Below are 12,508 nucleotides of genomic sequence, written 5' to 3'. Positions count from 1 at the left end.
CACGTGAGCGCTGACGCCACGCGACGCGTCGAAGTCTATCCCGACCGCGAGGTCGTCGTCGAGTTCGATCCCGAACTCACGTTCGAGTGTGTCGACGACTGCACGTGGTGTTGTCACCACGGCGTGCTCCTCTACGACCGGGACCTGCTCGAGTTGGCCCAGCGGGCGAACCTCGCCGACACGACGACGGAGTTCCGCGGCGAGAAGTTCGTCACCCGCGAGGGAAAAGACCGCAAGGACCACGTCGCCGAGGACGGCTCGGCCTGTGCGTTCCTCCGGGAGGACGGCCTCTGTTCGCTGCATCTCGAGGAGGACTGGAAACCGACCCGGTGTTCGGTCTTCCCGCTGGGGGTCTGGCTCGAGGACGGCGACCTCCACGTCGACATTCGAGAGTCGGCCCACGAGCACTGCGAGGGATTGAACGTCAGCGAGCGGAGCGTTATCGACAACCTCGAGGCCTTTCTGCCGGAATTGCTCTGGGACCTCGAGAACCCGGATTCGGACCGCGAGCTATAGGGTCGAGCTGGTGGTCCGCGAACCGGTCGACCGCCGGTCGACTCCGTCGAGGATGAGACACATAGTCGTACAGCGTCGTGGGGTGCGATACCACGTCTCCCCAACCATTTAAAGGTCTACCGCACGTAGTAAACCTGTGTCAGAAGACTCCGGGCGACGGAACCTCCGTATGCCCAACAGCGATGAAGTATTCGCCGTCGTAACCGAACACCTCGGTGGCAACCACGTTCGCCTCCGCTGTGAGGACGGCGAGGAGCGACTCGGCCGCATTCCGGGTCGCATGAAATACCGTACCTGGATCGAGCAAGACGACATCGTCGTCGCCGAACCCTGGGACTGGCAGGACGAGAAGGCCACCATCGAATGGCGCTACACTGGCCAGGACGCAGATCAACTGCGTCGCGAAGGCCACATCGATTGATCCCCGGTAGCGGTTTCGATTCCTACTAGATTTCTCCGCATCGCCCACTCGTCAGTAGCGGCCACACCGGCGCTCGTAGCCGTCCGTCAGTGAACGAATCGGTGGATCGAAAGACGATACCCGCCATTCGATAGTCGACACGATCCGTCCGATTCCCTACATAGGTGTGAAATACGTTTAACACCAGTCCCATGCTCAGAATCGAGCATGGAATCGCTGGCCGGTGAGTCGGTCGTCGTGATCGGGGGCGGCATCGGTGGGCTCTCGACGGCCTGTTACCTCGCGGACGCGGGTGCCGACGTGCGCGTCATCGAGAAGAACGAACAGGTCGGCGGCCGGGCGAGCCGCCTCGAGAAGGACGGCTTCCGGTTCGACATGGGTCCCTCGTGGTATCTGATGCCCGATGTCTTCGAGCGGTTTTTCGCCGATTTCGGCCGAATCCCGAGCGAGTACTACGATCTCGAGCATCTCGATCCCCATTATCGGATCTTCTTCAAAGACGGGGATCAGGTAGACATCACGCGGGACTTAGAGCGCACGAAAGCCGTCTTCGAGGAGTACGAGGACGGCGCGGGCGACGCCTTAGAGCGCTACCTCGAGAAGTCGAGGGAGAACTACGAGGTCGGCATGGAGCACTTCGTCTACGAGGACCGCGAGCGTCTACGGGACTATCTGGACCTCGACGTGGCCCGACAGGCTCGGGGCCTCTCGCTTTTAGGGTCGATGCAGGGCCACGTCGAGGGCTACTTCGACCATCCGAAACTCCAGCAGATCATGCAGTACACGCTGGTGTTTCTGGGCGGCTCGCCGACGAACACGCCGGCGCTGTACAATCTGATGAGCCACGTCGATTTCAACCTCGGCGTCTGGTACCCCGACGGCGGCATCGGCGCGGTCATCGACGGTATCGCCGACCTCGGCCGGGAACTCGGCGTCGAGTACGACACCGATCGCCCGGCGACGGAGATCAAGGGCCGCACGGGCGGGTTCGAAATCGAAACCGCAACGGGGCCCGTACAGGCCGATCTGGTCGTGAGCAACGCCGATTACGCCCACACCGAACAGGAACTGTTGACTCCCGAACGGCGCGGCTATGACGCCGGCTACTGGGACGAGCGGACCTACGCGCCCTCCGCGTTCCTGCTCTATCTGGGCGTCGAGGGAGACGTCGACGAACTCGCCCACCACACGCTCGTCCTGCCGACCGACTGGACCGGCCACTTCGACCAGATCTTCGAGGATCCCCAGTGGCCCGACGATCCCGCCTACTACCTCTGTGTCCCCTCCGAAACCGACGACGACGTCGCGCCCGACGGCCACAGCGCCCTGTTCGTCCTCGTCCCGATCGCGCCCGGCCTCGAGGACACGCCCGAAATCCGCGACGAGTACCGCGACCGAGTCCTCGCCGACATCGCCGCAAACACCGGCACCGACCTGCGGGACCGGATCGTCCTCGAGGAGCGGTTCTCGGTCGAGGACTTTGCCGATCGGTACAACAGCTACGGCGGCACGGCGCTGGGGCTGGCTCACACCCTCCGGCAGACCTCCCTCTTCCGGCCGCCGCATCGATCGAAAGAGGTCGACGGCCTCTACTTCGCGGGCGGCGACACCACGCCCGGAATCGGCGTCCCGATGTGTCTCATCAGCGGCGAACTGACCGCCGAGAAAGTGCTCGCCGACCACGGCGACGGGACCCGGCCGTGACGGGACCGCGACGGGGCGATCGGGTCGATGGTATCGATCGAACGGCCGACCGAGACGATCACACCGTACGCTCGAGTCCCCATCGATGACCCCGAACCCGACGGCCGAGAGCGAAGCGAGCATCGGCGACCAGCTATCGTACCTGCTGACGCTCTCGCGGCCGCGGTTCTGGCTGTACCTCGCGGGTCCCGTCCTCGTGGGGGTGGCCTACGCGGCGACCGCCGTCGGCGACCTGTTCGCGCCCGCCGCGGTCGCCCTGTTCGCCTACTTCCTCCTGCCGGCGAACGTCTTCCTCTATGGCATCAACGACATCTATGACCGGGAGATTGACGCGGCGAATCCGAAGAAGGAGGACCGGGAGACGCGGTATCGGGGACAACGATACGTTCCCGCGGCCGTCGGGCTCTGTGCGGCGCTTCCGTTGCTCTTTGCACCCCTCGTCGGAACGGCCGCGATACCGTGGCTCGTCGCCTTCCTCGTCCTCGGCGCGGCCTACAGCGCCCCGCCGGTCCGGTTCAAGACGACCCCGCTCCTCGATTCGGTCTCGAACGGGCTCTACGTCACGCCGGGTGCGGCCGCCTACGCCGCCGTCGCCGGCGCGCAGCCGCCGATCCTCGCCGTCGCGGGCGGCTGGCTGTGGGCCATGGGAATGCACACCTTCTCGGCGATCCCCGATATCGAACCCGACCGCGAGACCGGGATCCGGACGACCGCGACGGTGCTCGGCGAGCGCCGGATCTACCTCTACTGCGGCGCGTGCTGGCTCGCGAGCGCGGCCGCCTTCGGCGCGCTCAACGTCCGGTTGGGCGCGCTCATGCTCGTCTACCCCGCGCTCGTGGCCGCGATCGCCACCGCGAGCGTCGCCGTCGACCGCGCCTACTGGTGGTTCCCCGCCATCAACACCGCCGTCGGCGCGTTCCTGACGATGGGCGGCCTCTGGAGGGTGCTCTATGGCTAGAGAGCCGGATCGCCCGCCCTCGAGTTCGGGTCCGGACCGGGAGCCCGAGACCGACTCGAGCCCGGAGACGGGAACGGCCTCGAGACCGAACTGCAGCCGCGAGGAGTCCGCCGGCGAGGATCGTGACGGCGGCGGCGAGCGTGATGCAGACGGGACCCGAGCCGCGGTCCAGCGTCGACTCGAGGCGCTCGTCCGCGAGAATCGGGTCACCATCGCGGTCGTCTTCCCGATCGTCGGCGCGGTGACGCTGGTCGGGAGCGCCGAGGGAGTGCTCCCCGACCCGCTCGCGTACAACCCGCTGTTGATCCTGTTCGGGACGCTGGTGATGCGCTCGCCGCTGGTCGTCGCCCTGCTGCCGCGGGTCGACCGCCGAGCGGTCGCCTTTCTCGGCGTCCTGACGGCCTACACCTACGCCATCGAACTCGTGGGCGTCCAGACGGGCTGGCCCTACGGCGCGTTCGAGTACGGGATCCGGCTCGGGCCGATGATCGGTGGCGACGTGCCGCTCGCGCTGCCGCTGTTTTTCGTCCCGCTGGTGCTGAACGCCTACCTGCTCACGCTGCTGGCGCTCCGCGAGCGGGTCGGACGGGCCGCCCCTCGATTGCTCGCGGCTATCGCCGCCGTCGTCGCGGTCGATCTGGTCCTCGATCCCGCGGCCGTCGCGATCGGGTTCTGGACGTACGTCCCGCCGGGGAGCTACTACGGCGTTCCCGCCTCGAACTACTGGGGGTGGCTCCTCTCGGGGACCGTCGCCGTCGTCCTCGTCGATCTGGCATTCGACCGTGCGGCGTTGCTCGAGCGCGTTCGGGCCTGCGAGTTCGCGTTGGACGATCTGGTGAGTTTCGTCCTGCTCTGGGGCGCGATCAACGTCCTCTACGGCAACTGGATTCCCGCCGGCGTCGCCGGCCTGTTCTGTCTCGGGCTCCTCCGGACCGACCGGTACGACCTCGCGACGGTTCGGACGGCGCTACCGACGGGGTGGTCCCGGCGGTGACGGAGTCGGTCGCGTTCGGTAACGACGGGGAATGCGGAATATCTCGACGACCGACGGGAGGCGCATGCTTGCGGTCCGTTTTTGCACTCGAGGCGTGTGATCTCCGTATGGCTACCAGAGAACCGGTCGAGTGCCCGGTCTGCCGGGAGTCGCCGGCCGCCGATCAACAGCTCGAGGAGCACCTGTTCGCCGACCACTCCAAGCGCAAACTGGCGAAGTTCATCGTCGCCGAGACGAGCGCGCTGACCAGCAACGACGTCTCCGAGTAGCGCGCGGCGGCGATCCGCACGGTTTGGACCGTGAGACGGGGAGCAACGGCTAGTCAGACGAACAGACTCGAGATGACGTCGCCGAAGAGGAGCAACAACACCACGGCGGCGACGGTGAGCGCGAGCCACACGCCGAGGCCGACCGCCGTCGTTTTCGCCATCTGCCGTTCCTCGTCGAGTATCTCGGAGTTCGTGTCCGTGGACATACATCGGGATTCGGCCGCGGGGACAACGAACGATTAGCCACTATATCGTGGGGATTGATATGCGGCCGATCGTCACCGGGTCGGAACGCCGTCGCCGTGTTCCGGACCCAGCCGGTCGCGCTCGCCGGTCGGCACCGCCGAGACCCGCTGAAACACCGCCTCGGGATCACGGTTCCAGTGCCAGTACCAGCGCGTCTTCGCGAGACACCACAGTTTCCGGGCCGCCGATAACGACGGCTCCCGGGAGAGAACGTCGTACTCCTGTGCGCGGATGACGGCGTGGTGTTCCACGTAGAGGACCGCGGCCAACAAGACCGGGAGCTGGCAGTCCGCGGGCAGATACCGGATGCCGGCGACGCCCTCGCGATAGAGGTCCTCCGTGCGCTGGAGTTCGGCGGCCATCGCCGCCGCGAACGACTCGGAGTGCTCGAGGCGCTCGATCTGGGCTGGCTCGACGCCGTGGTCCCGGAGCGTCTCCTGCGGAACGTAGATCCGATCGCGCTCGCGGATGTCCTCGCGAACGTCCCGGAGAAAGTTCGTCATCTGGAACGCTTCGCCGAGTGTGACGGCGTGGGGCAGCGCGGCCGCCTCCGTCTCCGGCTCCATGATCGCGGTCATCATCACGCCGACCGAGGCGGCGGACCCCCGCATGTACGACTCGAGGTCGTCGTAGGTCTCGTATCGGCTCGTCTCGATGTCGGTCGCCATCGCGTCGATGAACGTCTCGACCTCCGCGTCGTCGATCCCGTATCGCTCCCGGAGCTCCTGAAACGCCTCGAGCACCGGATCGTCGGGCTCACGCTCGCCGAGCGCCTGTGATCGGAGGTCCTCGAGTTGGGCCCGCTGTGTCTCCGGCGGGACGTCAGCGGCGTCGTCGACGACTTCGTCCGCGATCCGGAAGAACGCGTAGAGGACGTGAGTCGCGTGTCGCACTCGCTCGGGGAGAAACCGCGTCGCGAGATAGAACGTCTTCCCGGTTCGTTTCTGTATCGCCTTGCCCGCGTCGATGTGTTCCTGTTTCATTCTCTGCCTCGTTGGCCCTGCTGATGGCGATCGGATGTATCTCATACGACAGATGCATATAAAATAACACCCCTCACTATGTTCAGTCGGCCGCTATCGGCGGTGATAAACGTGGTATCAGTCGCCTAAGCGGACGCGGGCATCGATTGCAGACATGTTGTGTTCTATAACTATAACGGCCACGAACATTTATGTAGTCGTTCGTGGACCATCCCCACGGAGATCAGGCGTGCCGGGATACTGATCCACTCCGGTGACGGACCGAGCGCCGGATCCGGACGGAGACGACACCGATCCATCCGACGGCGGGCGCTCGGAGACAGTGGGAAATCGACGAGGAGATCTCCGATCGAAATCGGATCGCACAGTCCACGTCCCTGTCACCCGTGGTTGTGTTCGCGACCGGTCGTCGCGCGACGATCGGTCGCGTAACCCGTTGGAGCCGGTGACGGTCGTCCGTACCCGAACAAATACCTATGTGGGTCTATGGCATAGTTCGACTCATGGTGAGCGATCAGATCACGCGCGGACGGTCGCGGTGTCGGAACTGCGGGTTCGAAGCACCGGGCGGGGACGACGAATGGCGGCGGATCGAGGTCCCGAAACTGGGCCGGATGACCCAGTGTCCGAACTGCGAGAGCACGGACGTCATTACCAGCCGGTGACGGCAGCGACGACGGCGACAGCGACGGCACGATAGCGATATCCGGTGGGCCGTGCAGACAGACTCTTGAGTGTCTCGACCCTATCGGTGCCCATGAGCAACGAGTCAGATCACGCCCCGACGAGCGACGAGGAGTGGCGCGAGCGACTGAGCGACGAGGAGTACCGCATCCTCCGCGAGGCGGGTACCGAAGCTCCGTTCAGCGGCGAGTACGTCGATCACAAGGACGACGGGTCCTACGCCTGTGCCGGCTGCGGAGCCGAACTGTTCGAGTCCGGAACGAAGTTCGAGTCCGGCTGCGGCTGGCCGAGTTTCTACGACGTCGACGACGATCGAGTCGAAACCCGAACCGACACCAGCCACGGCATGCGCCGGACCGAGGTGCTCTGTGCGAACTGCGGCGGCCACCTCGGTCACGTCTTCGAGGACGGTCCCGAACCGACCGGTAAACGCTACTGCATCAACTCCGTCGCCCTCGAGTTCGACGACGAGTAACGGCGACGGTCGCGACCCCGATCACGCGACGGGCAGCGTAAACGAGAACGTCGCCCCCTCGCCGGGTTCGGAGTCGACCCAGATGTCGCCGCCGTGGCGCTCGACGACCCGCTGGCAGAGCGCGAGGCCGATCCCCGTCCCCTCGTACTCCTCGCGACCGTGGAGTCGGTCGAAGACGGTAAACACCCGCTCGTGATCGTCGGGATCGATCCCGATTCCCTCATCGCGGACCGAGATCACCCACTCCCGACTCCGCCGCTTGGCACTGACGCGAACCTGCGGCGGCTCTTCGCCCGAGTACGTGATCGCGTTACACAGCAGATTCTGGAACACTTGCCGCAACTGGCTGGCGTCGCCGTCGACCCGAGGGAGTTGCTCGATTTCGATGTCCGCGTTGCTCTCCTCGATGTGGAACTGGAGATCCGCGCGGACGTCCTCGAGCACGGCCTCCAACTCGACCGGTTCGAACGGATCCCCCCGGGTCGAAACGCGGGAGTACTCGAGGAGGCCGTCGATCATCTCGCGCATGCGCTCGGCCCCGTCGACGGCGAACTCGAGGAACTCCTCGCCGTCCTCGTCGAAGGCGTCGCCGTACCGGGTCTCGAGCAACTGGAGGTAGCTCGTGACCATCCGCAGGGGCTCTTGGAGGTCGTGTGAGGCGGCGTAGGCGAACTGCTCTAAGCGCTCGTTCGAGTCCTCGAGGGCTCGTTCGCGCTGTTTTCGCTCGAGTTCGTACTGGACCCACTGGGACATCAGGTGGTGGAACGTCCGCTCGGCGTCCGTAAACGCTCGGTCGTGGGCGTCGGCGGAGACGAAGAAGAACGTCCGGTCGGGCTCGTTCTCGAGTTCGATCCGCGACCCGAGGTACGTTTCGACGCCGAACTCGTTGTAGGCGAGCGTGTCGCCGAAGCCGGCGCGAACGGGGTCGGTTACGCCGGCCGTCGACTCGTCATCGACGGTCAACCGGCAGTAGGTCTCCGAGAGCGGCGCCTGCGCGCCGGGTACGAGATATTCGTGCTCGTTGCTCACGGCCTCGACTTCGAACGAGTCGGTCGCCGGATCGATGCGCGCCAGTCCGCCGAGGTCGAGGTCGAATCGCTCACAGCCGAGTTCGAACATGGCCTGTAGCTTCTCCTCGAACGAGCGGTCGGGATCGGCCGCGATTTCGTACAGCGTCCGCTCGTGGGACTCCCGCTGTTCCTGTTCGAGCTGGTATTTGACCCACTGGCCCAGCAGGCGGAGGAAGGTCCGTTCGTCGTCCGTGAACGCCTCGTCGCGCCGGTCCGGAGAGACGAAGAAGAACGTTCGGTCGGCTCCGCCCTCGACGGGGACGTAGGTGCCGAGATACGCCCGCAGTCCGAACTCGTTGTAGACGGTGACATCGCCGTACCCGTCAGCCTGCGGATCAGTCACGCTCTCGGCGGTCTCGATTTCGGTGGCGGCGGCACAGTAAGTCTCCGACAGCGGGAGTTCGACCCCGGGTCGGAACTGCTCGTGATCGTCGCTGACGTACTCGAGTTCGAACCAGTCGTCGTCGACGTCGATGCGGGCCATCGCCCCGAGTTCGAGGTCGAAGCGTTCGCAGCCGAGGTCGAAGAGATCCTGTAGCTTCTCCTCGAACGAGCAGTCGGGATCGGCAGTGATCTCGTTTTGCCGCTCGAGGTGTTGCTGGTTGTGCTGTAACTCGGCACGGGCTTCGGTCCGATCGAGCAGCGTGCCCATCATCCGGTCGATTTCGCGTGCCGGTTGATCGGGTCCGAAGAACTCCTCGGGCGGCGTGTAATAGAAGTTCTGACAGACCGTCCGGTCGTAGATCAGATGGGGGTGGGTCTTGATCACGTCGCGGATGGTCTCCGCGGGAAACCGCTCGCGGTTGTACTGACAGAGCGCGATTCCGTTCGCGTCGGGGAGAACGCGGTTGAGTTTGCTCTCGTACTCGATGAGCGCCTCGAGCGGCGGGTCGTCGCCGAACACCCACGTCATCTCGCCGGTGATCCGGAGGCCTTCGTACTCGTCCTCGGCCTCCTCGATCGCGTCGGCGAGGAACGCGATCATGTCGTCGGGGTCGAATTCGCCGTACCGAAGGTAGGAGTCCTGTGCGGTGTGCATCGTCAGCGCGCCCGACTCGAGCGCGCCGTCGACGTCGACGCCGGCATCGCGGAGCGCCGTGAGGACCGCATCGGTGTCGTTCTCGTCGGCGATGTAGAGACAGCGTTCGCCGCGCTCGAGGCCCTGTTCGATGTACGGAATCGCCGTCGCGAACTGTTCGCCTTGGGTCTCGTAGAGCAGGGCGAGGTGATCGTACGAGTCATGTTCGGCGACCGGTTCGACGGGTCCGTGGAACTCCGGACTCGCCTGCAGCGCCTCGAGGCCGGTCTCGAGTCCGAGAACGTCGTGCTCGGGGGGTTGTGTCTGTTTACTCATGTGGTAGTGTCGGGTCGCAGTCAGTCGTTCGGAATCGCTGTCGTCCGATCCGTTCGGCGAGGAGACGGCAGGGAGAGCGTGATCCAGTCGCAGGTCACGTCGGTTGCTACTAACAGAGACTGCACACAGTCGGATAAGCCGTCCGGTGGAATCGGTTCAGACGCCGAGACAGTGGCGTACGACGACCAATTCGGCGGTTTAGAACTGGTCGTGAGCGACGGAACGCGGCCTCGAGACGGAATCCGAGTGGCCCGGTCGAGTGCAGGCACTACGTTTTTCGAGAGACCCGGCTCACCTCTATCCATGTCGAACGAACGACCGAGCGCCGAGGAACTGCGACAGGGCATCACCGTCGAAATCGTCCAGGACGACGCGGATCCCGAATCCGAGGACACGGAACCGATCATCGGCGAGGTCGGGACGATCCACGGCGACGACCCCGAGGGACCGCACGTCAAACTCAAGAGCGGCGTCGTCGGTCACGTCCAGTCGGTCGTCACCGACGAGTAGCGCTCCAGAAAATCTAATTGAACGCCGCCGTTAGAGACGATGAGGCGGCTGGATTCGGGCATGGACACCTAGAATACTGGCCGCCTTCTTTTCAGACCGTCTCTTCACAGCCCTCCGATACCAAGATAAATACTGAGTAACGAACCGAGAATACCAAGAATCCCTGCTATAAGACTAAATCGTTTCTTCTGTTGCATAGTCATATCGGGCTCTATTCGATATAGCGGCATAAATGTACTGTGAATAACTCTTGTGGGGGGTCGGATGGGCTGCAGGACTATGAGTGAGATTCCCAGTCAACCGTACCGAAACGCGACCACGAGTAGTGCCCGTTCCTTTTCGGGTGCGATGTCCCCTGTTTCTCGGTTGCTCCGTCGCCGCGGCCCGGTTCCATCGCCGGCCGAAACGGTTTCCGACGGACCGTTGATCCCGTGCTATGCGCGCCTCGAGTCTCACCGCGCTCGCCCACGATGTCGCCGCGATCGCACGGGAACGGCAACTCAGCGTCGCCGCCGCCGGGCTCGCCTACCACGCGTTCAACACCGTCGTCCCGCTGGTGATCTTGGCGCTCGTCGGCGCGTCGCTCGTCGACGCGCTCGAGCCGATCCTCGAGGTCGCCGTCCGGGAGACCGGCCTCGAGGGGACGGTATCGGCGAGCGACCTCGAGGCGGTGGCGGGCGACGGCGGCGGCCGAATCAGAGCGGCGCTGCTGGCGTCGGCGATCCTCTGTTGGAGCGCAGCCCGGTTGTTTCAGGCGGTCAACAGTGCGTTTCTGGCGGTCTACGACGGTCGAAAGGAACAGTCGTACGCGGACGCGGCCACCTCCGTAACCCTCGTCACGGTTTGCAACGCCGTCCTCCTGACGGCGACCGTCGCCGTCGGCGTCGCGCTGGTCGGCGTGATCGGGGCCGGGGTTCCGACGGGGAACGGCGGGCTCGTGGCGACGATCCTCGTGACCCTCTCGCTGACCGTCCTCCTGTTCGCAGCGTTTTTCCCGATGTACTACCTGTTTCCACAGCCCGCGGTCTCGGTCCGGGAGGTGCTGCCGGGAACGGCCGTCGCGGCCCTCGCGTGGACCGCGCTCGCGGTCGGCTTTCGGCTCTACGCCGCCGCATCCGAAAGCGTCGCGCTGTTCGGCGTCGCCGGCGCGGTCCTCATCGTCCTGACGTGGGTCTACCTCGGCGGGCTCTGTCTCCTGCTCGGGGCGGTCCTCAACGCCGTCCTCGCCGACCGCGTGAATCCGGAGACGGAGTGGCTCCCGCTCCGAAACGTGTGGTCGAAGTACGCGTGACTACCAGTCTCCTCCTGTTTCACTCCGTCTAACTTTCTCCCGATGTAGTTCGGTGTATACAGAAGTATGGCGTACTTTCTCGAGTATTCAACCACATATTCCGACCACATCGTTACATTCATGATGGACGGGGTGTTATCTCCGAGTATGACGCCCGAAGCAGAGTCGATCGGAAGCCGATCGAATGGGGCAGGAGATGTCGTCGCAGCCGTCGACGAGATCGACGGGACTCCGCATCTCGTCGTCGCGAACATCGCTCGGGACGACAGCTGGATCGCCATGAGCGAGGCCGACGCCGCCTCGCTCGAGGAGTGCCGGTAGACGCTTCGGGATACGAACGACGCCTGACCGCCCTTCTTCTCTCACGGGCCGTCGTCGCGGAACGCGGTGTGAATCGTCTTCGCCCGCGTCGGCCCGATCCCGTCGATCCCCGTGAGTTCGTCGACCCCCGCCTCGAGCAGTGCCTCGACGGTGGGATACCGGTCGTACAGCGTCGCCGCGAGTTCGGGGCCGATCCCCTCGATGCAGCCGTACATCCGCTTGGTCGTCGGTTCGCGCCGGCTCGGCACGGAGCCGACCGGCAGCCGTCGGCTCGTCGGGTCCTCCGCGTGCTTTCGACCGAGGCGGATCGCGAAGTCGATCAGGTGCTGGCGATCCGTACAGGGGATGACCGCCACCCCCTGCCGGGCAGTGATCGACGCCATCGATCCCCGGATCGACGCCGGTGACACGTTCGTTCGGAGCGACTCGAGGTCGGCGAAATCCCCCTCGAGCAGGACGTAGGAGTGGTCGTAGGCGGCGGCCATCCGTTCGACCTGATCCGCGAGGTCCGAGCCGCTCCGACCCATGGCGCTGGTGACGTAGTCGCGGGGCGTTTTCCGTTCGATGCCGACCGAGTCAATCGCGAGGTCACCGGTCGCCAGCCGTTCGACGGTCACGTCGATCACGTCTGGATAGGCCCGGACCGCCTCGACGAGTCCGGCCGGCTCCCGGTCGTCGACGGTAACGGAAACGCGCATACGCCCCCGTAGGG

15 protein-coding genes are annotated in these 12,508 nt (G+C 65.1%); 11 read left to right on the top strand and 4 right to left on the bottom strand.

The window, feature by feature from the left end; all coding sequences use genetic code 11:
• Positions 1 to 3 precede the first annotated feature (3 nt).
• The 6 genes from FEJ81_RS05655 (at position 4) to FEJ81_RS23070 (ending at position 4,862) form a co-directional block, all read left to right on the top strand.
• Complete coding sequence (locus FEJ81_RS05655; RefSeq protein ID WP_138244362.1) at positions 4 to 516, top strand: YkgJ family cysteine cluster protein; 513 nt, start codon at positions 4 to 6, stop codon at positions 514 to 516.
• Positions 517 to 652: 136 nt separating this feature from the next.
• Positions 653 to 937 carry a translation initiation factor eIF-1A gene (locus FEJ81_RS05650; RefSeq protein WP_083902798.1) on the top strand — a complete coding sequence of 95 codons (285 nt, stop codon included), beginning with the start codon at positions 653 to 655 and terminating at the stop codon, positions 935 to 937.
• Between the two features lie 207 nt (positions 938 to 1,144).
• The gene (locus FEJ81_RS05645; protein WP_138244361.1) at positions 1,145 to 2,641 is read left to right on the top strand and encodes a phytoene desaturase family protein; all 1,497 of its coding nucleotides are present in this window, start codon (positions 1,145 to 1,147) and stop codon (positions 2,639 to 2,641) included.
• An 85-nt stretch (positions 2,642 to 2,726) separates the two neighbouring features.
• Positions 2,727 to 3,599, top strand: a complete 873-nt coding sequence (locus tag FEJ81_RS05640) for a prenyltransferase (RefSeq protein ID WP_138244360.1) — start codon at positions 2,727 to 2,729, stop codon at positions 3,597 to 3,599.
• Positions 3,592 to 4,593 carry a bisanhydrobacterioruberin hydratase gene (gene cruF / locus FEJ81_RS05635; RefSeq protein ID WP_229504761.1) on the top strand — a complete coding sequence of 334 codons (1,002 nt, stop codon included), beginning with the start codon at positions 3,592 to 3,594 and terminating at the stop codon, positions 4,591 to 4,593. Before FEJ81_RS05640 ends, cruF begins: the two co-directional genes overlap by 8 nt.
• A 107-nt stretch (positions 4,594 to 4,700) precedes the next feature.
• Positions 4,701 to 4,862, top strand: coding sequence for a hypothetical protein (locus FEJ81_RS23070; RefSeq protein ID WP_175416363.1), 162 nt, complete (start codon positions 4,701 to 4,703; stop codon positions 4,860 to 4,862).
• Between the two features lie 53 nt (positions 4,863 to 4,915).
• Here the strand turns inward: FEJ81_RS23070 and FEJ81_RS23065 are convergent, their stop codons facing one another.
• Together FEJ81_RS23065 and FEJ81_RS05630 are read right to left on the bottom strand one after the other, a co-directional pair.
• A complete protein-coding gene (locus FEJ81_RS23065) occupies positions 4,916 to 5,068 on the bottom strand; it encodes a hypothetical protein (RefSeq protein WP_175416362.1) in 153 nt (50 codons plus the stop codon).
• A gap of 72 nt (positions 5,069 to 5,140) precedes the next feature.
• Positions 5,141 to 6,091: a phytoene/squalene synthase family protein gene (locus FEJ81_RS05630; RefSeq protein ID WP_138244359.1), complete on the bottom strand. Its 951-nt coding sequence runs from the start codon at positions 6,089 to 6,091 to the stop codon at positions 5,141 to 5,143.
• Positions 6,092 to 6,594: 503 nt separating this feature from the next.
• On the opposite strand from FEJ81_RS05630, the gene FEJ81_RS23060 reads away from it, so the two are divergent.
• Together FEJ81_RS23060 and msrB are read left to right on the top strand one after the other, a co-directional pair.
• Positions 6,595 to 6,756 (top strand): hypothetical protein, encoded by a 162-nt coding sequence (locus FEJ81_RS23060; protein WP_175416361.1) that lies wholly within the window; start codon positions 6,595 to 6,597, stop codon positions 6,754 to 6,756.
• 92 nt (positions 6,757 to 6,848) lie between these two features.
• Positions 6,849 to 7,250, top strand: coding sequence for a peptide-methionine (R)-S-oxide reductase MsrB (msrB, locus tag FEJ81_RS05625; protein ID WP_138244358.1), 402 nt, complete (start codon positions 6,849 to 6,851; stop codon positions 7,248 to 7,250).
• A 21-nt stretch (positions 7,251 to 7,271) separates the two neighbouring features.
• On the opposite strand, the gene FEJ81_RS05620 is transcribed toward msrB, so the two are convergent.
• Positions 7,272 to 9,674 carry an MEDS domain-containing protein gene (locus FEJ81_RS05620; protein ID WP_138244357.1) on the bottom strand — a complete coding sequence of 801 codons (2,403 nt, stop codon included), beginning with the start codon at positions 9,672 to 9,674 and terminating at the stop codon, positions 7,272 to 7,274.
• Between the two features lie 303 nt (positions 9,675 to 9,977).
• Here FEJ81_RS05620 and FEJ81_RS05615 point away from each other — a divergent pair, with 303 nt between their 5' ends.
• The 3 genes from FEJ81_RS05615 (at position 9,978) to FEJ81_RS23055 (ending at position 11,796) form a co-directional block, all read left to right on the top strand.
• On the top strand, positions 9,978 to 10,184 hold the full coding sequence (locus FEJ81_RS05615; RefSeq protein ID WP_138244356.1) for a DUF2196 domain-containing protein: 207 nt from the start codon (positions 9,978 to 9,980) through the stop codon (positions 10,182 to 10,184).
• A gap of 436 nt (positions 10,185 to 10,620) precedes the next feature.
• Positions 10,621 to 11,475 (top strand): YihY/virulence factor BrkB family protein, encoded by an 855-nt coding sequence (locus tag FEJ81_RS05610; protein ID WP_138244355.1) that lies wholly within the window; start codon positions 10,621 to 10,623, stop codon positions 11,473 to 11,475.
• Positions 11,476 to 11,622: 147 nt separating this feature from the next.
• Complete coding sequence (locus FEJ81_RS23055) at positions 11,623 to 11,796, top strand: DUF7556 family protein (protein ID WP_175416360.1); 174 nt, start codon at positions 11,623 to 11,625, stop codon at positions 11,794 to 11,796.
• Positions 11,797 to 11,837: 41 nt separating this feature from the next.
• On the opposite strand, the gene FEJ81_RS05605 is transcribed toward FEJ81_RS23055, so the two are convergent.
• Entirely contained in the window at positions 11,838 to 12,494 is a 657-nt protein-coding gene (locus tag FEJ81_RS05605) for an ERCC4 domain-containing protein (RefSeq protein WP_138244354.1), read from the bottom strand.
• Positions 12,495 to 12,508 lie beyond the last annotated feature (14 nt).

The sequence above is a fragment of the Natrinema versiforme genome, assembly GCF_005576615.1.
GTDB lineage: Archaea > Halobacteriota > Halobacteria > Halobacteriales > Natrialbaceae > Natrinema > Natrinema versiforme_A.
Note: the sequence above shows the minus strand (reverse complement) of the source record. Positions and strands in the feature narration are given on the sequence as shown.